Genomic DNA, 21,637 nt, shown 5'->3' with positions numbered 1-21,637 from the left:
GACGCTCGCCTAGGTTCTCCTGCTGTTTATTTTGCGTTGCAGCATGGTATAGAGGGCGTGGAGTAGGAGTGGAGGAAAGCATGCAGTCTGAGCAACCTTTGTGGGTTCCCGGTCCCGAGATTCGCGAGCATAGCCCGATGGCGCAGTTCATCGCCTGGTGCAGCGAGCGCTTCGGCAAAGACTTTGCCGATTATGGCGCGTTTCATGCCTGGTCGGTTGCCGAGCGTGGCGATTTCTGGACGGCGGTCTGGGAGCATTGCGAAGTCATCGGCGATCGCGGCGCGACCGCTCTCGTCAATGGCGACCGCATGCTTGATGCGCGGTTCTTTCCCGACGCGTCGCTGAACTTTGCCGAGAACCTCTTGCGTCGCGCCGGCAGCGGCGATGCGCTCGTCTTCCGCGGCGAGGACAAGGTCGCCTACCGGCTTTCCTGGGACGATCTGCGCGCGCTGGTCTCGCGGCTGCAGCAGGCGCTGAAGGCGCGCGGCATCGGCAAGGGCGACCGCGTCGCCGCCATGATGCCAAACATGCCCGAAACGATCGCGCTGATGCTGGCGACGGCCTCGATCGGTGCGATCTGGTCGTCCTGTTCGCCCGATTTCGGCGAGCAGGGCGTGCTTGATCGCTTCGGCCAGATCGCTCCAAAATTGTTCATCGCCTGCGACGGCTACTGGTACAACGGCAAGCGCCAGGACGTCGACGCGAAGGTGCGCGCCGTTTCCACGGCCCTCGGCGCTCCAGCACTCATCGTCCCCTACGCGGGCGAGGCAAGGGCTCTGGCGGCTTCGATCACGCAAGGCGTGACGCTCGAAGACTTCATCGCTCCTTTCGAGACCAAGGCGCTCACCTTCGAGCGCTTGCCGTTCAGCCATCCGCTCTATGTGCTCTTCTCCTCCGGCACCACGGGCGTTCCGAAATGTATCGTTCATTCGGCCGGTGGCACGCTGCTGCAGCACTTGAAGGAGCATCGGTTCCACTGCGGGCTCGGCGACGGCGAAAAGCTCTTCTATTTCACCACCTGCGGCTGGATGATGTGGAACTGGCTCGCTTCGGGCCTGGCGGTCGGCGCGACGCTCTGCCTGTTCGACGGCTCGCCGTTCTATCCCGATGGCAATGTGCTGTTCGATTATGCGGCGGAAGAAGCGTTTGCAGTGTTCGGCACGTCGGCAAAATATATCGACGCGGTCCGCAAGGGCGGTTTCGAGCCGGCAAAGACCCACGACCTTTCCCATCTGCGCCTGCTCACCTCGACCGGCTCGCCGTTGTCGCCCGAAGGTTTCTCCTTCGTCTATGAGGGCATCAAGCCGGATATCCAGCTTGCTTCGATCTCCGGCGGCACCGACATCGTCTCCTGCTTCGTGCTTGGCAATCCGCTGAAGCCGGTCTGGCGCGGCGAGATCCAGGGTCCGGGCCTCGGATTGGCGATGGATGTCTGGGATGACGAGGGCCGCTCCGTGCGCGGCGAAAAGGGCGAACTGGTCTGCACCAAGGCATTTCCGTCGATGCCGGTGATGTTCTGGAACGATCCCGAAGGCGTCAAATATCGCGCCGCCTATTTCGAGCGTTTCGACAATGTCTGGTGCCATGGCGATTTTGCCGAATGGACGTCGCATGGCGGCATCATCATCCATGGCCGCTCCGACGCGACGCTCAATCCCGGCGGCGTGCGCATCGGCACGGCCGAGATCTACAACCAGGTCGAGCAGATGGAAGAGGTCGCGGAAGCCCTCTGCATCGGCCAGGATTTCGAGGATGACGTGCGCGTCGTGCTGTTCGTGCGCTTGGCGTCCGGCGTGTCGCTCGATGAGGGGCTTGAGAAGGCGATCAGGACCCGCATCCGCTCGGGTGCGTCGCCCCGCCACGTGCCGGCGAAGATCATCGCCGTCGCCGATATTCCCCGCACGAAGTCCGGCAAGATCGTCGAATTGGCGGTCCGTGACGTCGTGCATGGGCGCCCGGTCAAGAACAAGGAGGCGCTTGCCAACCCGGAAGCGCTCGATCTTTTTGCCGGGCTCGATGCCCTTAAAAATTGAAGGGCGTTAACCTGTTCGCGCTTTCGGAATTAACCAAGGCTTCAGACTTGCTGATAATTCCCTAAAATTGTCGGATCGCCTGGTAAGGTCTTGTTAAGGATTGGGGGCGCATGGTCATCCCAACTTGAGGCCGGCCGATGAGTGGTCGGCGCCTGGCAGCGATGCCGCCGCAGACATGATGTCATTACTTCTCGAGCATTTGTTGGTTTAGCATTCGATTAACGAGGTGGCCTCCCAGCCGCCTCTTTTTTTGCCTTGAGCGTGCCGGGTTTTGCCGCGCTACAGGCGGAGAGAACCGCTTCGCACTTTTCCTGGAAAGGCGTTAGGGCCGACGTTCCATCGATCGCGACACCAGGATCACGGGGATCATGCCGGCGATGACGATGATCATCGCCGCCACCGACGCATCCTCGACCTTCGCACGCGACGCGTCCTCATAGACAAGGGTGGCAAGGGTGTTGAAGTTGAACGGGCGCAGCATGATCGTCGCCGACAGCTCCTTCATGGTCTCGATGAAGACGAGCAGTGCCGCGGTCAGAACGGCGGGGCGCATCATCGGCAGAAGTACGGTGCGCAGCGTCTGCCCGCCGGTGCGGCCGAGCGCGCGCGCGGCCATGTCGAGATGCGGCGACAGTTTCTGGAAGCCTGCCTCCAGCGTGCCTTCTGCCATGGTGAGGAACCGCACGGTGCAGGCATAGATGATGGCAAAGCCCGTTCCAGTCATCAGCAGCCCGGTGGAGATGCCGAAGGTGCTGCGAAAGCCGGCATCAACCCAATTATCGAGCGCTGCCAGCGGAAAGAGCACGCCGATGGCCAGAACCGTGCCGGGCACGCCGTAGCCGAAGGAGGCGAGGCGGCCGGCCGTGTCTGTGAAGCGCGAGCGCCCGGTCCGCGCCGCATAAGCAAGCACGAAGCCGAGCAGCACCGTCACCAGTGCGGTGGCACCGGACACCAGGATGCTGTGGAACAGTGCGTTCAAGAGCCGTGGCTCGATGAATTGATCGAGCCGCTTCAGCGCGTAATTGCCCAGAATCAGGAACGGCACCGCAAAGCCGGAGAGAACCGGAAGCAGACAAGCAATCGTCGCTGCCCACTTCTTCCAACCCGAAAGCGAAAGCCTGCTGGCATCGTGCACGGCCGACGTCGTCTTCTGGCTGGAGAAGCGCTGCCTGCGCCGTGCCGCCCGCTCGATCATCATCAGCCCGATGACGAAGACGAGCATGATGCAGGCGATCTGGGCCGCGCCGGCAAGGCTGCCGCGGTTCAGCCAGGTGTCGAAGATCGAGAAGGTCAGCGTTTGCACGCCGAGGAACTCGACGGCGCCGATGTCGTTGAGCGTCTCCATCGCCACCAGCGTCAGGCCGATCATGATCGCCGGTCGCGCCATCGGGATCTGGATGCGGAAGAACACTTTCAGCGGCCCGGCGCCAAGCGTGCGGGCAACGTCGGCGGCTGCGCGCCCCTGCATCAGGAACATCGAGCGACAGGCGAGATAGATATAGGGATAGAGCACGGAGCTCAGCACCAGAACGGCGCCCCCGAGCGAGCGAATGTCGGGGAACCAATAATCGCGGCTCGTCTTGAAACCGAAAAGGACGCGGATCGCCCCCTGCACAGGGCCGGTGAAGGTAAACAGCTCGCCGAAGGCATAGGCCGCGAGATAGGCAGGAATGGCCAGCGGCAGCACAAGGGCGGCAGACAGGAACCGGCGCAAGGGAAACTCGCAGCTTGCCACCAGCCACGCGGTCAGGATGCCGACGACGGCGGTCGTTGCCCCGGTCAACGCGATCAGCAGCAATGTGCGGATGGTGGCGCGCGGGATGACGTTTTGCATGAGATGCGGCCAGTCTGCGCCGCCGCCCGAGATCGCCAGCCACGCAATGGCGAGGATCGGCATCAGCACGATCAGCGAGGCACCCCCGGCCCACACGGCGAGCAGTGGATGCGAAAGGCCGGTTCTTGCACCGGTGCGGCGCCGCTTGAGGCTTTGTGACGTGGACTGCAATCGATCGGATCCGGAGCGAAACGGCAAGGAATGGCCGTGAGGACGCCAACAAACTGGCTTCCTCAAGTCAACATTTCCTTACAGCATCTGTCCTCAGTTCGCCAAGACGCGTTGTGACGGGAAGGAAATTTCCACCAGCGTGCCCTCGTTCGGTGCAGAGGTGATGGCGAACTGCGCGCGGTTGGCTTCAGCCATGGCCTTGGTCAAGGGAAGGCCGAGGCCGGTGCCGTCGCCGCGCTTGCGGCCCCCGGTGGTTACCTGCCGGAACGGCTTCATCGCCTGATCGAGTTCGACGCGCGTCATGCCGACGCCGGTATCGCGGATGCGCAGGATGACGCTGCCGTTCGCTTCATAGGAGGTGGATACGACGATCTGGCCGCCCGACGGCGTGAAGCGGATGGCGTTTGCCAGAATATTGAGCGCGATCTGCTTGATCGAACGGCTGTCGGCAACCACGCTCGGCACCGCTGCCGAAAGCGACGTGCGGATGATGACACGCTGACTGTTGGCCTGCGGCTGCACCAGCGACACCGCTTCGGAAACCGCATCGTTGATTTCGACGGAGCCGAAGTCGAGATCCATCTCGCCCGCCTCGATCTTGGAAATATCGAGCAGGTCGTTGACGATATCGAGCACATGGCGGCCCGAACGGCCAATGTCGCCGGCATATTCGATATAGCGCGGATGGCCGACCGGGCCGAAATGCTCGCTCGCCATCATGTCGGAAAAGCCGATGATGGCGTTGAGCGGCGTGCGGATTTCATGGCTGACGCGGGCCAGGAACTCGGTCTTGTGGGCATTGGCCGTCTCGGCCGCGCGCTTGGCGTTGCGCAGCTCTTCTTCGGTGCGCTTCCACTGGGTGATGTCGCGGATGACGGCGCAATAGCCATTGGAGGCGGAGAGCCGACCGATGGTCATGAACAGCGGCAGGAAACCGCCCGCCGCCTCGCGGCCGATCACCTCGCGGCCGTCGTTGAGCACGCTGGCAACGCCGTGGCCGGACAGGCCCTGCAGGTAGTCGATAACAGCCTTCTGGCTCTCATGGGCAAAGAGCGCGGCGAAGGGCTTGCCGCGGATTTCACTCTCATCGTAGTTGAAGAGCGCGCTCGCCGAACGGTTGATCGAGCGGATATCGCCGTCATGGCCGAGGATGACGACGCCGTCGGTCGCCGTCTCCAGGATCGAGCGCAGCTCATCGATTTCGGTCTTGAGCTTGCCGACCTGTTCGTCGGGGACGGGAGGCTGAACGGTTTCGGCCGGGCTGGCCTCGCTCACGTGTGGCTGCGAGGCTTCGGTCGACGCCAGCGCCAGCATCAGCGCGCTCTTGCCGTCCCAGCGGATCGAATGCAGGTGCGCCGTCACCGCAACCAGCTGCCCGGTCTTGCGGATCAGCGTCATCGTGCCGTCCGGCTCCGTGTCGCCGATCTCCTCATCGTTGGCAAACAGCGCGTCGATGCCGCCTTCCTCTTGGAAGTCATCGAGCGTGTCATAGCCGGTCAGGCGCAGGAACTCCGGATTGGCATGCAACAGCTCGTCGCCACGATGCACCAGCAGGCCGACAGGCAGGCTGTCGAGGATCTCGCCGCTGAAGCCAACGGTAGCGATTGCCGCCGGATCGATACCCGCCTCGGCGAGCTCGTCGGAACGGGGTTCGGCTGCAGCCACTTCGCTCGGTGCTGGCGTCGCAAGCGCCGGTTCGCGCTCTCTGGCGGCGGTCGGCGTCGCCTCGAGATCTGCTTCGTCGTCAAGCTCCGGTGCTGGCCGTTCGCTTTCGCCATGAGTGGCGTCGGCCGAAGTCTCGTCCGAGTATGCGTCCTGCACCTCTGGGCGCGCCACGAAATTCTCGCCGAGCTGCCGCGCGATTTCGCGAAACGCTGCCTGCTCGCCGCGGGTAAGCGCGCTGGACCCGGTCGGGCGGTGCTGCTCGAGCTCGATGATCTTGTCGGAAGCCCGCCGTCCAGGTGTCTCGACGATGCGAAGCGCCGGCCGCTCGCCAAGGAAGGGATCGGCAGGGAGTTCGGGCTGGTCGTGCGCCGTTGTTTCGGTCGGCTGCGGCGCGTCCGCAAAAAGCGAGAGAATGTCGGTTGCCCCCTCGGCGGCGGCCGGGTTCTCGTTGGTCGAGCCTTCCGTTGTAGCCTGCCCGACGCTTCCCAGTTCGCCCAGAGCGGGAACGGCGGCCTCCTCGGCCGCGATCACATCCTCGTCCCGGTTGAGTGCAAGACCGTTGGCGTTTTCGTCTTCGATCGCGTCGGCAACGCGCACGATGCCGAAGCCGCGGAAGCCGTCGAATTCTCGCGAGCGCGAGTAGGTCGGCAGGGCGGCGAGATCGACCGGGACCTTGAGGCTCGTGCCTTCGACCGGCCAGAAGATCGTCTTGCCGGACCAGGTGTCGCGGCGGTGCAGGAGTTCGTTGATCTTGTTGTCGGGGTCGAGTCCGTAGCGGGCGGCAAGCGAGGCGAAGCTGACGCCGATCACGTCGGCGGCCTTCGGCCCGACGGCGGAGGCAAATTCCTCCGAGATTTCGCTGAACTGTCCTGCCGCGTCGATCTTCCAGACGAACCGCACCGCCCGCCCGCCGGCGGCAAAGGCGAAGTCCGACGGAGCGCTGGTGACGTCCGGTTGCTCAGCGGGCTCCGCCGGCAGGGCGTCGGCGGCAGGTGTCGTGTCGGCGATCGGCGATTGCACCGGCGCGTCCGCGACAGCAGCGGTTTGTTCGCGAGCATCATCCGCCGTTGCGGTGGGCGCCGTTTCCACGGGCGTCTCGCCAACTCCGTCGACTTCGAGATTGGGGGAGGGGGCGTCAGCTTCGCTCGCGCCGACGGTATCATCGGTCTCTGCAAGCGGCGGCTCGATTTCGTCTTCGGCTATGACCTGCTCATCAGCCGATACCGCCTCGTCGGGAGCCGCCTGCTCGTGGACCGGTTCCACCGCATCGGCAACCACGGCCACGTCCGCTTCTGCGGCAACGGGCGCGATGTCGTTGACATCGTCGGCCTCGACGACATCAATGGCAGCTGCCGGCGTCAGCGCCGCCTCGGCCGGTGCCTCGTCCGGGTCGAGGTTGCCAAGGATGGTTTCCACGGCGAAGAGAAGATGCAGCGCCGGCTCGTCGGCGATCTTGCCGATGGCAGCGGGCAGGTGGCCCTTTGCGGTTGCGACCGGGCGCTTGATCAGCCAGTCGTGGTCGCGGGCAACTGCCACGACGAGTTGGCGGCGCGTCTCGTCGGACATGCCGAGATTGGCAAAGCCCGGTGACTGCGCAACGATCGCGCCGTCGGCATCGAGAACGGCCATGTGCGTGTCAGGGCCGTCGAGCCCGGCGATCATGCGCGCCGCACGATCCACCGTCGAAAGCGGCTTGCCGGAGTGGGGGGCGGTAAAGAGCACGCCAAGTTCATCCGGCCGAACACGGATCAGTTCCACAGCCGTGTTGAGCGGCACGCTTCGAAAGCCCGAAGCAATGCGCATCAGAAGTTGACGGCGATCGCCGACCGAAACGAGCTGCGTCGCTGCCGCCTTCAGCTGGCGCGCCGACAGGTCGTTCGGGTTGGGGCCAATGTCGATAAAGTCGTAGATGGAGTCGGCGCCGAAGAAGGCCGCACCCTGATCGTTGGCCCAGAGAACGCGGCTCAAGTCCCGCGAAAACAGGATCGCTGCATCGCCACGCGCAAAATGTTCGCGCACCCGCTCGTGCACGGCAATGTCGATGAAGGGGTACTGTCTTGCGGGCATGGGCGGGCCTATTGACGGGTCGCGGGTACGTTAACACTCTATTAATACCCGCCGAGCGGCTGAGGGTCCAGCAATCCGGGCCTCTCGCTCACCCCTTTCACCGCGAAGGGTTAACGCAGGTGAATTTGTGCACTGCACAATTTTATTGCAATGCACAAGAACATCGATTATATAAGGTGCATCAATCAACGGCGCCTCAAATGAGGGCCCTGACACCAAGGAGCGCTTTCATGGCTACCAAGAAGATCGACGACGCATTTTCCTTCTCCTCTTTCGACCCGGCAAAGGTTGCCGACAGCTTCCGCGACTTCGCGGAAAAGGGCGCTGCCCAGTCGAAGGACGCCTATTCCAAGATGAAGACCGCTGCTGAAGAAGCAAGCAAGACCGTCGAAGCGACGCTTGAAAGCGCCCAGACCGGTAGCGTCGAGCTCGGCCTCAAGGCCATCGACGCCCTGCGCACCAATGCCGAAAATTCGCTTTCGCACATGGAAGCGCTGCTCGGCGTGAAGTCGCTGTCGGAATTCGTCGAACTGCAGACCTCGTTCTTCCGCAAGCAGGCCGAACTTGCCGTCGAACAGACCAAGTCGATGCAGGAAGCAACCAAGAAGGTTGCCGAGAATGTCGTAAAGCCCGGCAAGGACGCCGCCGAAAAGGCGATCTCGTCTTTCAAGAAGGCCTGATCCGCGCCGGCCCCTGGCCGCGCTGGGTTTGAATGGGACCGGGTGGCTTGCCATCCGGTCTTTTTGCAGGATAATCTCAAGTTTAGGCTTGCAAAGCGACGGAAGTCTCCGTATGTGAGCCGCCAAGCGACTGATGTCGCTTGTTTGTGCGGTTGTAGCTCAGTTGGTTAGAGCGCAGGTTTGTGGCACCTGAGGTCGGAGGTTCGAGACCCCCCAACCGTACCATTCTTCTCTTGAAATAGCTTTCTTTGCTCCGCCGGATTTTCGGCTTGAGCTCCCGGTCCTTCGGACCCTGCGCCGAGTCGCGCGTTTCACATTTCCCAAAACTTCTCTTCTTCGCTTCGGCCCATGCGTTGCCGCATGCGCCGTTCCCCTGTCTTTCGGCAAGGAGGTCGATCCGTGCCATCCCGCTTGTTTTTGTTTGCCCTTGCACTCGCCGTCTATTTCGTCGGCGCGACCGAATTCATGCTGACGGCGATGTTGACGCCACTGGCGTTAGCGTTCAGCACCAGCCCGGCGGCAGCGTCGTGGCTCGTCTCAGGCTACGCGCTCTCCTATGCCATCGCCGCCCCGATCTTAGGTATACTGTCTGACCGCATCGATCGGCGTCGTTTGTTGCTGGCCTCGCTTGTCTTCTTCGCTCTCGACGGTGTCGCCCTGACATTCGCGCCGACATTCGAGATCGCGGTCGCTTTGCGCATCCTGGGCGGGTTCGCCTCTGCTGCCTTGATCCCGACCACCTTCGCGCTGATCTCCGAGACGGTGCCGGCCGAGCGACAGGCCGCTGCCATGGGAACGGCGATGCTCGGCATGACATTGGGGATCGCCTTCGGTCCCGCGCTCGCCGGTCTGTTGACTGAATCGTTCGGTTGGCGCGCGCCGTTTCTGGCAACCGCTGGCGGCTGCCTGCTTGTCTTTGCGGTCGGTTTGCGCGTCATCCCTGCGTCGGCGCAGCATAGAGTAGGCGTGAGATTCGAACGAGCGTGGTTTCGCAATGCCGCCGTCTTGCGCCCGCTACTGGCCAAGGCCGGATGGAACGGCGCGGCGGTCACGGCATTCCTGTTGACCGGCGAAGTGCTGCGGCAGCGCTATGAACTGGACACGGGCGAGGTCGGTCTCGCCGTTTCCGCCTTCGGTATCGGCCTTGGTCTCGGCAATCTTGCGATAGGCCCGGCAAGCCGGCTCACCGGCCGCGAAGAGGTCGTGTTGCTCGGTGCGACCGTCTTGGTGGCCGTTGCCGTCGTTCTGTTCCTGCTTACGCCCCTGCCGCTCTGGAGCGCAATCTTATGTCTGCTTGCCTGGGGGCTGGCGCTTGGTCTTGCCGCACCGGCCAGCACCGCCATTCTGGCAAGACGCGCGGGTGCACGGAAGGGGCAGGTGCTTGCGCTGTCAGAAAGCCTCAACAATGTCATCATTCTTGCCGCCCTGCCGGCGGCCGCGGCAATGCTCGGCGCTTTCGGGCCGGGTGGAATCGTGCTCGTATTGGCTTTCGGCTTGGCACTCGGTGTCGGGTTGACCGCCGCAGACCTCGATCGCGCCCGGTAATTGTTACAGAACGCCCAAAGGTGCACCGTGCCCGCTCAAGCAAACATCTGATGCTCGGCCGTCACCAACTCCTGCAGAAACGCGACGACGGTACGCACGCGCACAAGGTCGCGGGCGCTTTCGTGGTAGGTGGTCCAATAGGCGCGCCGGATGGTGGTCTCCGGCAGGATGCGCTCGAGCTCGGGCGTGTGACGGGCGATGTAGTTGTGCAGGATGCCGATGCCGGCGCTGGAACGCACCGCTTCCGTCTGGCCGGTGGCGCTCGAGATTTCGAAGGCGGCATCCCAGCTGCGCATGATCTCGGCGGAGAAATTCAGCGACGGGGTGAAGATCAGGTCCTCGACATAGCCGATGCGGCGATGGTGCTTGAGGTCGTCGATCGTTTGTGGCGTGCCATGCTGCGCAAGATAGGTCGAGGAGGCGTAGAGACCGAGCGTGTAGTCGGTGAGTTTGGAGGAGACCAGGCGCCCCTGTTCCGGCCGCTCGATGGTAATCGCGATATCGGCTTCACGCTGCGACAGCGAGAAGGAGCGGGGCACTGGCACGAGTTGCAGCTTCAGTTCCGGATAGCGTGCCGTCAGCCGGCCGAGGCGGGGTGCGAGGAAGGAAACGCCGAAGCCGTCGGGTGCGCCGATGCGCACGGTGCCGGCAATCGCCGTGTCGATGCGGCCGATCTGCGATTGCGCCGCCAGCATCTCGGTTTCCATCCGTTCGGCCGCCGCCAGGAAGATCTCGCCTTCGGCCGTCAGTTCGCAGCCGTTCGGTCGGCGCACCAGCAGTCGGGTCTTCAGCGTTTCCTCAAGGGCGGTTACCCGCCGGCTGAGCGTCGCGTGATTGAGCCCGAGCCGCTTGGAGGCGGCAAGGATCTGCCCGGTGCGCGCCACCGCCAGAAACATTCTCACATCGTCCCAATTCATGCTGCTGATCTCCCAGGACTTCAATTTACGCACAACGGTTGCTGAATATCGGAAATTGCTTTGTTCAAATCGTAGTGCGATCATGCCGCCACAATCAAGATCAGGAGGAGACATCCATGTACGAAGTCGGTCATTTCATCGATGGCAAGCGCGTTGCCGGCACCAGCGGGCGCACGAGCAACATCTTCAACCCGGCAACGGGCGAAGTGCAGGGCACCGTGGCGCTGGCAAGCGACGCGGAACTTGCCGCAGCTGTTGCCAGCGCCAAGGCCGCGCAGCCGAAGTGGGCTGCCACCAACCCGCAGCGCCGCGCCCGCGTGTTCATGAAGTTCGTCGAACTGCTCAACACCCACATGAATGAGCTTGCCGAGATCCTGTCGCGCGAGCATGGCAAGACGATCGAAGACGCCAAGGGCGATCTCGTTCGCGGCCTGGAAGTCTGCGAATTCGTCATCGGCATTCCGCACCTGCAGAAGAGCGAGTTTACCGAAGGCGCCGGCCCCGGCATCGACATGTACTCGATCCGCCAGGCCGTCGGCATCGGCGCCGGCATCACGCCGTTCAACTTCCCCGCCATGATTCCGATGTGGATGTTCGCGCCGGCGATCGCCTGCGGCAACGCCTTCATCCTGAAGCCGTCCGAGCGCGATCCGTCCGTTCCGATGCGTCTTGCCGAACTGATGATCGAAGCAGGTCTGCCGGCCGGCATCCTCAACGTCGTCAACGGTGACAAGGGCGCGGTCGACGCGATCCTTACCAACCCCGACATTTCGGCCGTCTCCTTCGTCGGCTCGACCCCGATCGCCCGCTACGTCTATGGCACGGCTGCCATGAACGGCAAGCGCGCCCAGTGCTTCGGCGGCGCCAAGAACCACATGATCATCATGCCGGACGCCGATCTGGACCAGGCCGCCAACGCGCTGATGGGCGCCGGCTACGGCTCGGCCGGCGAGCGCTGCATGGCGATCTCGGTCGCAGTTCCCGTCGGTGAAGATACCGCAGACCGCCTGATCGCCAAGCTGACGCCGATGGTCGAAAGCCTGCGCATCGGCCCCTACACCGACGAGAAGGCCGACATGGGCCCTGTCGTCACCAAGGAAGCCCAGGCGCGCATCAGGAACCTGATCGACAGCGGTGTCGAGGCGGGCGCAAAGCTCGTCGTCGATGGCCGCGACTTCAAGCTCCAGGGCTATGAAGACGGCTACTTTGTCGGCGGATGCCTGTTCGACCACGTCACGCCCGACATGGACATCTACAAGACCGAAATCTTCGGACCGGTTCTTTCGGTCGTTCGCGCCAAGAACTACGAGGAAGCCCTCGATCTGCCGATGAAGCATGAATATGGCAACGGCGTCGCGATCTACACCCGCGACGGCGATGCTGCCCGCGACTTCGCCTCGCGCATCAACATCGGCATGGTCGGCGTCAACGTGCCGATCCCGGTTCCGCTCGCCTACCACTCCTTCGGCGGCTGGAAGTCCTCGTCCTTCGGCGACCTCAACCAGCACGGCACGGACTCGATCAAGTTCTGGACCAAGACCAAGACGATCACCGAGCGCTGGCCATCGGGCATCAAGGACGGTGCCGAATTCGTCATGCCGACGATGAAGTAACAACGGGATAAAAATCCTCCCGCCTCCAGGGCCTCCTTCGGGAGGCCCTTTTTTGTTGCATGCCCGGACGCCCTTCAGACGGCTCTTTCCTGTTGCAGTCGATGCTGCACTGCAACTAATTTGATATGTCGCAAGTGGCGGAAAATTGATTCGCGCCCGGGGCGAATATTGCAGGCATTTCGACCGTTCTTTCGCATGGAAGGCTCATCCGGGGGGATAGCCACAGTTCGCTGGGTTCACAAATGACGTCATCCTGTCGCAACGCGGCGCCTGTTTGATAGCGGGCTGCCGCAAGCTGATTTCATTGAGAGAGGTTTTATCATGGTCGTGGCCGAAACGGCGTCGATGCAAGGAACGTTGACGCAGCGAGTACCGGACAATTTCCACCGCCTGTCGTTCACCGGCAGCGGGAAAGAGTATTTTGGCATCTGGATCGTCAACGTGCTTTTGACGATCGTCACGCTCGGTATCTATTCCGCCTGGGCAAAGGTCCGCCGCAACCGCTATTTCTACGGCAACACGGTGCTGCTCGGACGCGCCTTCGAATATCATGCGAAGGGCAAGCAGATCCTGATCGGCCGGATCATCGTTTTCGCCTATCTGATCCTCTACAACGTCATGCTGACCTTCGTGCCGATCGCCGGCATCATCCTTGCACTGCTGCTTGTGGCCTTCGTGCCGTGGCTGGTCGTCAGGGGGCTGCGCTTCAGTGCCCGCGTCACCAGCTACCGCAATGTGCGGTTTGATTTCGTCGGCGGCGTCGGCGGCGCGTTCCTTGCCTTCATCGTCGGTCCGGTCATCTCGGTGTTGACGCTCGGCATCCTCGTGCCGCTCGCCAGCCGCTGGTCCTACCGCTATATCGGCAGCAACCTGCGCTACGGGCAACGGGCATTTGCGACCGACCCTTCCGTTGGTGCGATCTACAAGTCCTGGTTCCTGTCGGCCGCCATCATCGTCGCCGGCCTGCTGATCATTGCCTTTATCGGTTTCCTCAATCTGGCCGTGATCGTGTCGTTGCTCGACGGCTCCATTGAGTCAACGCTGGGAATGCACGTTTCGATGATTGCCTTGTTCGTCATCGGCTACATCGCATTCCTCTCGATCTTCGGGGTCGCGGCGCTGTTCTACCGTGCCGGCGTTCGCAACGTCGCCTGGTCGGCCACGACTTTCGACGGCAAGCATCAGCTGACGAGCGACCTGTCGCGGGGCCGCTATGCCTGGATCGCCATCACCAACCTGATCGTCACCATCGTCACGCTGGGGCTGATGCGTCCTTGGGCGGCGGTGCGAATGACGCGCTATGTCAACGACCATACGGGCGTGCATTTCGAAGGCAATGTCGGCGAGATGTTCGACAAGATTGCTCAGGAAGGCTCGGCCGTCGGTTCGGAATTCATGGACTTCGAAGGCTTCGACTTTGGCTTCTAACGACACCGAGATTGCCGTTGGCGAGTGGCATCCGACCGGTTCCAGCCGTTCGGTGCCCTCGCTGCTGATCGAAGAGGGCGACGGCCTCAAGGTTTTGGATGAGGTCGGCGTCGAACTCGCAGCCGGTGCGTTTGCCGCTATCGATATTTCCGCGCGTGTCGGCGCTATTCCCCGTCGCGTTGGGTTTCCCGACGGTTCGCTGTTCGAAACGACCGACAACGATGCCATCGATCGTTTCCTGAAGGGCAAGGGCAAAACCAACCTCGTCCACGAATGGGAGCGGTTCCATCCGCGGCTGATCGCGGTCGTCCTGGCGACCGTGCTCTGCGGCATGGCCATCTATCGTTATGCGGTGCCGGCGCTGGTCGAGATCGCCGTGCTGGTGACGCCACCGATCGTGCCGAAGATCATGTCGGCAAGCACGCTCGAGACCATGGACCGCACGGTGCTCGACGCCTCGGCATTGGCGGCCGAGCGCCAGCAAAAGATCCGCGACGGGTTCAACGCGATTGCGCGCCTGTCAGACCGCGGCGAGGGCGGATACACGCTCAACTTTCGCCAGGGCGGCGCCATCGGCCCCAATGCGTTCGCGCTTCCCGACGGCACGCTGATCATCACCGATGAACTGGTCGAGCTTGCCGGCGACGACACCGAAATGATCGTCGGCGTTCTGGCCCATGAGATCGGTCACGTCGAACTCGAGCACAGCCTGCGACTGATCTATCGTGCCGCCGGCGTTGCCGGGCTGATCATGATGATCGGTGGCGACATCGGCTCCGGTGCGGAAGACATTCTGGTGCAGGGTGCCGGCCTTCTGACGCTTTCCTATTCGCGGGCGGCCGAAGCGGCGGCGGATCGGCACTCGGTGGAATTGATGCTGAAGGCCAGGCGCGATCCCACGGCGATCGCCCGGTTCTTCGACCTGCTGGAAAAAGAGCTGGGCGACAGTTCCGATACCAGCATCCTTGCGACCCATCCCGGCACGCCGGAACGGCGCAAGGCGATCCTCGACTATGCCGGCGAGTTGAAGGTGCAGGGGCATTAGCGCCCAGGTACACTTGGCCGGACGACTGCCATCAAAACGAAAACAGCGGGCACCGGGCCCGCTGTTTCCACTTCAAACGACCGCTGCGATCAGTCCTGCGGACCGTCGTTGTAGCCGACCTTGTCGACCAGTTCGGAAGCCTTCTTGCGGTTGGCGGCAATGTCGGCCAGCGGCAATTCGTCGGGCTTGATCGTGCCGAAGGACTTGACCACATCGGAGGGCTCGGCACCCGGCAGTACCGGATATTCATAGACCTGCTCGGCATAGATCTTCTGCGCTTCGCCTTCCGACAGGAACTCCATCAGCTTCAGCGCATTGTCCTTGTTCGGGGCGTTCTTGGCGAGCGCCATGCCCGAAATGTTCACATGCGTGCCGCGGTCCTTGGCATTCGGGAACAGCACCTTGATGGCCGCTGCCCATTCCTTCTGCTCCGGCTCCTTCTCATTGGTCAGCATCAGACCGACATAGTAGGTGTTGCCGAGCGCGAGGTCGCATTCGCCGGCGAGGATCGCCTTGGCCTGGTCGCGGTCGCCGCCGTCGGGTTTCTTCGCCAGATTGTTCTTCAGGCCCGTCAGCCACTTCTCGGTCTCGGCTTCGCCGTTATGGGCGATCATCGAGGCGAACAGGCCGATATTGTAGGAATGCTGGCCATCACGTGTGCAGATCTTGCCCTTCCACTTGGGATCGGCGAGCTCCTCGTACGTGATGTCGTTCTCGGTGACGCGGTCCTTGGAGGCGTAGACGACGCGACCGCGAGTGGTCAGGCCGAACCAGTTGCCGTCAGGGTCGCGGAAATGCGCCGGGATGTCCTTGTTGATCGTTTCATTGACAACAGGCTGCGTCACGCCTGCGTCCTTGGCCTCGGTGAGGCGGCTGATGTCGACAGTCAGGATCACGTCTGCCGGCGAGTTAGCGCCTTCGGCCTGGATGCGCTCGACGAGGCCCTTGTCGAGGAAGAGCACGTTCGTCGTGATGCCGGTTTCCTTGGTGAAGGCATCGAGCAGCGGCTTGATCAGGTCGGGCTGACGATAGGAATAGATGTTGACCTCGCCATCGGCCCAGGCGGCCGTGGACGCGAGCAGGCTTGCGGTGAGGGACAATACGCCCATTGCAGCTCTTGAAACGGACATGGTTTCCTCCATTTTTTGGTTTGAGCTAAGTTAACAAAATCGCTCATCTTTTTGATCCGCAGCTGGCCAACAGTCAATCGGGTAACGGTTAACGATCAAGCAGATGTGACTTTTTTGGTTTTTTGGAATTGTTCCAAACTACGATCCGTCCTATATGAAGGTTCGATAAACCTCTCGATTCCGGAGCGAATGATGCGACTGACGAAACAAACGAACTACGCAGTTCGCATGTTGATGTACTGCGCCGCAAACGGCGAGAAGCTCAGCCGCGTTCCTGAAATCGCCAAGGCCTATGGCGTCTCCGAGTTGTTTCTGTTCAAGATCCTCCAGCCGTTGACCCGTGCTGGCCTGGTCGAAACCGTGCGTGGCCGCAACGGCGGCGTCCGCCTGCCGAAGCCCGCTTCGGCCATCACCCTGTTCGATGTGGTCAAGGTGACGGAAGACAGCTTCGCCATGGCCGAATGCTTCGAGGCCGGCGAAATCGACTGTCCGCTGGTCGACAGCTGCGGTCTCAACTCCGCTCTGCGCAAGGCTCTGAACGCCTTCTTCGAAGTGCTGCAGGGCTACACCATCGACGATCTGGTCAAAGCGCGTCCCCAGATCAACTTCCTGCTCGGCCTCGAAGAGACAAAGCGCCCGTCAGCCCCGCAGACCACTGCGGCCTGATCCGACGTTTACAGCGCCGCGTGTCGAACGCCCGGCGCTGCAACGCCTGAATCTGCAGCACCTTTCGCGGTTCAGAGCAGCTTCCGGCCACCGTTTCAGTTCGGCGCCAGATACTCCCTCAGTATGAACTCTATTGCCGTCGGATCGATCTCTGACTTGTCGATGCGGAAATCCGCGCCGTATTCTTCCAGGTTCTGGAAATACGGCTCGACGAGCGACCCCGAGATGACGCCGATCGGGCCGATGAAGCCCTGGTGCCGGAGCGCCGGTACTGTCTCGCGAAAATCGCGCTGCGGCTGAAGGCGGTTGTCCATCAACACCATCGACACCGGTTTTCCCGAACGTAGAAATTCGAGCGCGCTTTCGATCGTCTGGCAGTAATGCAGTTCAATCTCGATATTGCTGACCTTTTTGATCAGCCCGCGCAGAATGAGGTTCTCCGCAGGGTCGTCGTCAACGAGCAGGATATGGGCTTTTTGTGTCATGATCGTCCAAGTACCTGAGTGACCGGGAGCCATTCTGCGGTGCGCGCCTGCCGTCGGCAAGCGGCTGGGTGGCGAGTGTGTATCGTTTCTGCGGCGTCCGATTTTAGCAGTGCCGCTTTGCGCCGCCGCCATGTTCAAATCGCCCCGCCGACCAGCGTCACTGCCAGCGTCACTGAATGATCTGTTCGCGTATCGCCTTCGCCACCATTTGCGTCCGATTGACGACATCCAGCTTCTTCAGGATCGTCGCCGTGTGCGAATTCACGGTGTGTTCCGAGACCGATACGATCAGTGCGATCTCGCTGGCCGTCTTTCCGTGGGAAATCCACTTGAGGATCTCCGTTTCGCGCGGCGTCAGGCCCATTCCGGCCTTGTTGGAAAGCGCGATGCGATAGAAATAGTCGAAGGCGCAAATCGCATCGTAGGTCAGCTCGAAATGCTCGGAGCGGGCAATATCGTTGCCATCGCCCAAGAACAGCACGGCATACCGCGCGCCCGTCGCCGCCGCGTGCACCGGCACGCTCAACAGCAGCTCGAAGCCGAGCTGCACCAGCAGGTTCTGGCCATTGGCGCCGTCGGGGTCGCCCGATCTCCATACGGAGGAAATAATTGACGTGTGCAGGGTCTTGTAGAAGAGCGAGTCGCCGAAGCGGTGCCGCTTGTCGTATTCTTCCGCCAGTCCTGACGGAAGATCGTGCAGGACGAGCCGGGTGGACAGCATGCACGCGTCGTTCTCGTTGCCGAGCTGCAGAATGCCGAAATGATTGAAGCCGAACCGCAGTGCCATCGTGTGAAAGATGCGGAAGAAGTCGACGCGGTTGAGCGCTTTCTCCAGATCGTTGCGGAGATCGTAGCGCCTGTGATTTTCCAGCAAACTTGCCACGAATGCGCTACCCCTTTGTCGCCAGGTGGCAGTCTACGCGCAAGACCGGCTCAATCAACCGCATGAGGCCGGCGTCGAAATTGCGGATTGGCATCGTCACGACCGTCTCTCGGCGGCCTTGCCGCGAGATCGAAAGCGCCGTGAGGCGGATGCCGCCCCCTCCCAAGGACGTTTTGGCACGTCGATTGTCTCCCCCGAGATTTTGTCTAGGTTCTATTGCACAATCGGCCGGGTGATTTCTACCCAACTATCTTGGGATTGACCGTTTCTTGCGATTTCATCGAATCGCTGACCTTGCGCCTGTGGCGCCACACGCAGGGCGGGTGCACGGGGGACGGTGGGCCGCTACAACCAGCCCGTTCCGCGCACGTCCCTTTCCCCGTCGCACATCACCCCGCACCGTCGACGATAAACGGATGTGGACCCGGCGCGCCGGGCGAGGAGGGGCCGACAAAGCCCCCGGAAATGTCAGGGTATTCTAAAACAGTGGACAGATTTCCGGCTCCGCCCCAGGCAGAATTTTTCGCATAGACAAATTTGTTCGGCGACTTATTGCAATGCGACGCCAAATGTCGTTCCATCCGGCCTTGACCGGGGGCAAACGCCATTCCGCGTCAGGAAAATACGAGAACAAGAACAAATCTGGGAAGCAAAGCTCATGAAAAAGCTCACTACTCTCTTCGCAGCGACGGCGCTTGCCACGCTGATGGCCGGCTCCGCCTGGTCGAAAACGTTCGTTTATTGCTCGGAAGGTTCGCCTGAGGGTTTTGACCCGGGTCTCTACACCGCCGGCACGACGTTCGACGCAGCAGCGCACACGGTCTACAACCGCCTGCTCGAGTTCAAGAAGGGCACGACCGAAACCGAGCCGGGCCTTGCTGAGAGCTGGACCATTTCCGATGACGGCCTTGAATACACGTTCAAGCTGCGTCCGGGCGTGAAGTTCCAGACGACCGAATTCTTTACGCCGACGCGCGAATTTAACGCGGACGACGTCGTGTTCTCCTATGAGCGCCAGCTCAAGGCCGACAACCCCTGGAACAAGTACGTGACCGGCGCTTCGTGGGAATACGCAGCCGGCATGGGCTTCCCGGAAGTCATCAAGTCGGTCGAGAAGGTCGATGACCTGACGGTCAAGTTCACCCTGACGCGCAAGGAAGCGCCGTTCCTCGCCAACATCGCCATGCCGTTCGCGTCGATCCTGTCGAAGGAATACGCCGACAAGCTGCAGGCCGAAGGCAAGATGAACCAGATGAACCAGATGCCGCTCGGCACCGGTCCGTTCGCGTTCGTTGCCTACCAGCAGGATGCCGTCATCCGCTACAAGGCAAACCCGGACTATTGGGGTGGCAAGCAGAAGATCGACGACCTGGTCTTTGCGATCACTGCCGACGCTTCGGTTCGCTACCAGAAGCTGCAGGCCGGCGAATGCCACCTGATGCCGTTCCCGAACTCGGCTGACGTCCAGGCCATGAAGGCTGATCCGAACCTGAAGGTGATGGAACAGGCCGGTCTGAACGTTGCCTACCTCGCCTACAACACCACGCAGGCTCCGTTCGACAAGCCGGAAGTCCGCAAGGCGCTGAACAAGGCGATCAACAAGCAGGCGATCGTCGACGCCGTGTTCCAGGGCGCTGCCCAGCCGGCAACCAACCCGATCCCGCCGACGATGTGGTCGTACAACGACACGCTCCAGGACGACACCTACGACCTCGACGCAGCCAAGAAGATGCTCGAAGAAGCAGGCGTCAAGGATCTGTCGATGAAGGTGTGGGCGATGCCGGTTTCGCGTCCCTACATGCTCAACGCCCGCCGCGCAGCCGAACTGATGCAGGCTGACTTCGCCAAGATCGGCGTCAAGGTCGAGATCGTCTCTTACGAATGGGCCGAATACCTCGACAAGTCGAAGGCAAAGGACCGCGACGGCGCCGTCATCCTCGGCTGGACCGGCGACAACGGCGACCCGGACAACTTCCTCGACACCCTGCTCGGCTGCAACGCTGTCGGCGGCAACAACCGTGCTCAGTGGTGCAACCCGGAATTCGACGCCCTGGTCAAGAAGGCCAAGGACACGTCCGACCTCGCAGAGCGCACCAAGCTCTACGAAGAGGCACAGGTTGTCTTCAAGCGCGAAGCCCCCTGGGCAACGCTTGACCACTCCCTGTCGGTCGTTCCGATGCGCAAGAATGTCGAAGGCTTCGTTCAGAGCCCGCTCGGCGATTTTGCCTTCGACGGCGTGGATATTGTCGAGTAAGCTAATAAACTGATCCGAAAGGGGGCGTTTGCCACGGGCAAACGCCCCTCTTTGCATCTACTGCAGCGCCGCGTGTCTTGTCAGATGCGTGAAGTTCGCTGTAGGCACTTTGAGTTGCTGCCTGTTTTTGCCCTCAAATCCGAAGGGTTCAAGAAAACATGCAGAGATGCCAGCGCCGGGATACAACGGCGCGGCAACGTGGCGCGGGGTAAAACATGTTTCGATTTCTCTTGGGGCGTTTGGCGGTCCTGATCCCGACTTTCATCGGGGTCTCCATCATTGCCTTCTCCTTCATTCGCATGCTTCCGGGCGATCCTGTCGCCCTGCTTTCGGGCGAGCGTGTCATGTCGCCGGAGCGGCATGCGGAAATTTCACACGCGCTCGGTTTCGACCGGCCGATCGTGATCCAGTACTTCGATTATCTCTGGGGTGTGCTCCAGGGTGATTTCGGCACGTCGATCGTGACGAAGAAGCCGGTGATCGACCAGTTCTTCGAACTGTTCCCGGCGACGCTGGAGCTTTCGCTCTGCGCGATCATCTTTGCGATCGTGCTCGGCATTCCCGCCGGCGTCATCGCGGCGATCAAGCGCGGCTCCTTCGTCGACCAGACGATCATGGGCACCGCACTTGTCGGGTTCTCCATGCCGATCTTCTGGTGGGGCCTGCTCTTGATCATGCTGGTCTCGGGCATCCTGCAGTGGACGCCGGTTTCGGGGCGCATCTCGCTGATGTACTTCTTCCCGCCGGTTACGGGCTTCATGCTGATCGACTCGCTATTGTCGGGGCAGGCGGGCGCCTTCAAGTCTGCGGTGAGCCATCTCATCCTGCCGACCATCGTGCTTGGCACCATTCCGCTGGCCGTGATTGCGCGCCAGACCCGGTCGGCGATGCTTGAAGTGCTTTCGGAAGATTACGTGCGCACGGCACGTGCCAAGGGCCTTTCGACCTTCCGTGTCGTCGGCGTCCACGCGCTTCGAAACGCGATGATCCCGGTCATCACGACGATCGGCCTTCAGGTGGGCGTCATGCTCGCCGGCGCGATCCTGACCGAGACGATCTTCTCCTGGCCGGGCATCGGCAAGTGGATGGTCGATTCCGTCTTCAGGCGCGACTATGCCGTCATTCAGGGCGGTCTCCTGGTCATCGCCGGCATCATCATGCTGGTGAACCTGGCGGTGGACCTGCTCTACGGTCTCATCAACCCCCGTATCCGGCACTAAG

15 protein-coding genes and 1 tRNA gene are annotated in these 21,637 nt (G+C 61.9%); 10 read left to right on the top strand and 6 right to left on the bottom strand.

From position 1 onward, the window contains the following. The first annotated feature begins 80 nt into the window (after positions 1-80). Positions 81-2,033 (top strand): acetoacetate--CoA ligase, encoded by a 1,953-nt coding sequence (locus BLJAPNOD_RS19990; protein WP_115420913.1) that lies wholly within the window; start codon positions 81-83, stop codon positions 2,031-2,033. A 322-nt stretch (positions 2,034-2,355) separates the two neighbouring features. On the opposite strand, the gene BLJAPNOD_RS19985 is transcribed toward BLJAPNOD_RS19990, so the two are convergent. After that, positions 2,356-4,038 (bottom strand): iron ABC transporter permease, encoded by a 1,683-nt coding sequence (locus BLJAPNOD_RS19985; protein ID WP_077504408.1) that lies wholly within the window; start codon positions 4,036-4,038, stop codon positions 2,356-2,358. A 93-nt stretch (positions 4,039-4,131) separates the two neighbouring features. After that, positions 4,132-7,770 carry a PAS domain S-box protein gene (locus BLJAPNOD_RS19980; RefSeq protein ID WP_115420912.1) on the bottom strand — a complete coding sequence of 1,213 codons (3,639 nt, stop codon included), beginning with the start codon at positions 7,768-7,770 and terminating at the stop codon, positions 4,132-4,134. Between the two features lie 230 nt (positions 7,771-8,000). On the opposite strand from BLJAPNOD_RS19980, the gene BLJAPNOD_RS19975 reads away from it, so the two are divergent. From BLJAPNOD_RS19975 to BLJAPNOD_RS19965, 3 genes are all read left to right on the top strand, one after another. Further along, on the top strand, positions 8,001-8,450 hold the full coding sequence (locus BLJAPNOD_RS19975; protein ID WP_077504281.1) for a phasin: 450 nt from the start codon (positions 8,001-8,003) through the stop codon (positions 8,448-8,450). 148 nt (positions 8,451-8,598) lie between these two features. Beyond that, a tRNA-His gene (locus tag BLJAPNOD_RS19970) sits at positions 8,599-8,675 on the top strand. A 174-nt stretch (positions 8,676-8,849) separates the two neighbouring features. Then, positions 8,850-9,995, top strand: a complete 1,146-nt coding sequence (locus BLJAPNOD_RS19965; protein WP_244610977.1) for an MFS transporter — start codon at positions 8,850-8,852, stop codon at positions 9,993-9,995. A 35-nt stretch (positions 9,996-10,030) separates the two neighbouring features. Here the strand turns inward: BLJAPNOD_RS19965 and BLJAPNOD_RS19960 are convergent, their stop codons facing one another. Beyond that, complete coding sequence (locus tag BLJAPNOD_RS19960; RefSeq protein ID WP_077504279.1) at positions 10,031-10,912, bottom strand: LysR family transcriptional regulator; 882 nt, start codon at positions 10,910-10,912, stop codon at positions 10,031-10,033. Positions 10,913-11,028: 116 nt separating this feature from the next. Between BLJAPNOD_RS19960 and BLJAPNOD_RS19955 the strand changes: the two genes are divergently transcribed. From BLJAPNOD_RS19955 to BLJAPNOD_RS19945, 3 genes are all read left to right on the top strand, one after another. Then, entirely contained in the window at positions 11,029-12,525 is a 1,497-nt protein-coding gene (locus tag BLJAPNOD_RS19955) for a CoA-acylating methylmalonate-semialdehyde dehydrogenase (protein WP_077504278.1), read from the top strand. A 345-nt stretch (positions 12,526-12,870) separates the two neighbouring features. Then, positions 12,871-13,953 (top strand): YjgN family protein, encoded by a 1,083-nt coding sequence (locus BLJAPNOD_RS19950; RefSeq protein WP_244611028.1) that lies wholly within the window; start codon positions 12,871-12,873, stop codon positions 13,951-13,953. Further along, positions 13,943-14,998 (top strand): M48 family metallopeptidase, encoded by a 1,056-nt coding sequence (locus BLJAPNOD_RS19945; protein ID WP_115420909.1) that lies wholly within the window; start codon positions 13,943-13,945, stop codon positions 14,996-14,998. Before BLJAPNOD_RS19950 ends, BLJAPNOD_RS19945 begins: the two co-directional genes overlap by 11 nt. Before the next feature lie 89 nt (positions 14,999-15,087). Here the strand turns inward: BLJAPNOD_RS19945 and BLJAPNOD_RS19940 are convergent, their stop codons facing one another. After that, complete coding sequence (locus tag BLJAPNOD_RS19940) at positions 15,088-16,128, bottom strand: Fe(3+) ABC transporter substrate-binding protein (protein WP_115420908.1); 1,041 nt, start codon at positions 16,126-16,128, stop codon at positions 15,088-15,090. 192 nt (positions 16,129-16,320) lie between these two features. Here BLJAPNOD_RS19940 and rirA point away from each other — a divergent pair, with 192 nt between their 5' ends. Beyond that, positions 16,321-16,794 (top strand): iron-responsive transcriptional regulator RirA, encoded by a 474-nt coding sequence (gene rirA, locus BLJAPNOD_RS19935; RefSeq protein WP_077504407.1) that lies wholly within the window; start codon positions 16,321-16,323, stop codon positions 16,792-16,794. A gap of 95 nt (positions 16,795-16,889) precedes the next feature. On the opposite strand, the gene BLJAPNOD_RS19930 is transcribed toward rirA, so the two are convergent. Together BLJAPNOD_RS19930 and BLJAPNOD_RS19925 are read right to left on the bottom strand one after the other, a co-directional pair. After that, positions 16,890-17,411 carry a response regulator gene (locus tag BLJAPNOD_RS19930; RefSeq protein ID WP_158556140.1) on the bottom strand — a complete coding sequence of 174 codons (522 nt, stop codon included), beginning with the start codon at positions 17,409-17,411 and terminating at the stop codon, positions 16,890-16,892. A gap of 37 nt (positions 17,412-17,448) precedes the next feature. After that, on the bottom strand, positions 17,449-18,162 hold the full coding sequence (locus tag BLJAPNOD_RS19925; RefSeq protein WP_139354028.1) for a helix-turn-helix transcriptional regulator: 714 nt from the start codon (positions 18,160-18,162) through the stop codon (positions 17,449-17,451). A 658-nt stretch (positions 18,163-18,820) separates the two neighbouring features. On the opposite strand from BLJAPNOD_RS19925, the gene BLJAPNOD_RS19920 reads away from it, so the two are divergent. Together BLJAPNOD_RS19920 and BLJAPNOD_RS19915 are read left to right on the top strand one after the other, a co-directional pair. Then, a complete protein-coding gene (locus tag BLJAPNOD_RS19920) occupies positions 18,821-20,416 on the top strand; it encodes an ABC transporter substrate-binding protein (protein WP_115420906.1) in 1,596 nt (531 codons plus the stop codon). Positions 20,417-20,631: 215 nt separating this feature from the next. Further along, positions 20,632-21,636 (top strand): ABC transporter permease subunit, encoded by a 1,005-nt coding sequence (locus tag BLJAPNOD_RS19915; protein WP_077504271.1) that lies wholly within the window; start codon positions 20,632-20,634, stop codon positions 21,634-21,636. Position 21,637: the final 1 nt, after the last annotated feature.

It is taken from the genome of Ensifer sp. M14 (assembly GCF_003355565.1).
In the GTDB taxonomy this organism is placed as follows: Bacteria; Pseudomonadota; Alphaproteobacteria; order Rhizobiales; family Rhizobiaceae; genus Ensifer.
This window is presented reverse-complemented; position numbering and strand designations above follow the sequence as displayed.

Coding starts and splice junctions, on each gene's coding strand:
- BLJAPNOD_RS19990 (WP_115420913.1), top strand. CDS start 81: ATGCAGTCTGAGCAACCTTTGTGGGTTCCCGGTCCCGAGATTCGCGAG.
- BLJAPNOD_RS19980 (WP_115420912.1), bottom strand. CDS start 7,770: ATGCCCGCAAGACAGTACCCCTTCATCGACATTGCCGTGCACGAGCGG.
- BLJAPNOD_RS19975 (WP_077504281.1), top strand. CDS start 8,001: ATGGCTACCAAGAAGATCGACGACGCATTTTCCTTCTCCTCTTTCGAC.
- BLJAPNOD_RS19960 (WP_077504279.1), bottom strand. CDS start 10,912: ATGAATTGGGACGATGTGAGAATGTTTCTGGCGGTGGCGCGCACCGGG.
- BLJAPNOD_RS19955 (WP_077504278.1), top strand. CDS start 11,029: ATGTACGAAGTCGGTCATTTCATCGATGGCAAGCGCGTTGCCGGCACC.
- BLJAPNOD_RS19950 (WP_244611028.1), top strand. CDS start 12,871: ATGCAAGGAACGTTGACGCAGCGAGTACCGGACAATTTCCACCGCCTG.
- BLJAPNOD_RS19940 (WP_115420908.1), bottom strand. CDS start 16,128: ATGTCCGTTTCAAGAGCTGCAATGGGCGTATTGTCCCTCACCGCAAGC.
- rirA (WP_077504407.1), top strand. CDS start 16,321: ATGCGACTGACGAAACAAACGAACTACGCAGTTCGCATGTTGATGTAC.
- BLJAPNOD_RS19930 (WP_158556140.1), bottom strand. CDS start 17,411: ATGGCGGCGGCGCAAAGCGGCACTGCTAAAATCGGACGCCGCAGAAAC.
- BLJAPNOD_RS19920 (WP_115420906.1), top strand. CDS start 18,821: ATGAAAAAGCTCACTACTCTCTTCGCAGCGACGGCGCTTGCCACGCTG.
- BLJAPNOD_RS19915 (WP_077504271.1), top strand. CDS start 20,632: ATGTTTCGATTTCTCTTGGGGCGTTTGGCGGTCCTGATCCCGACTTTC.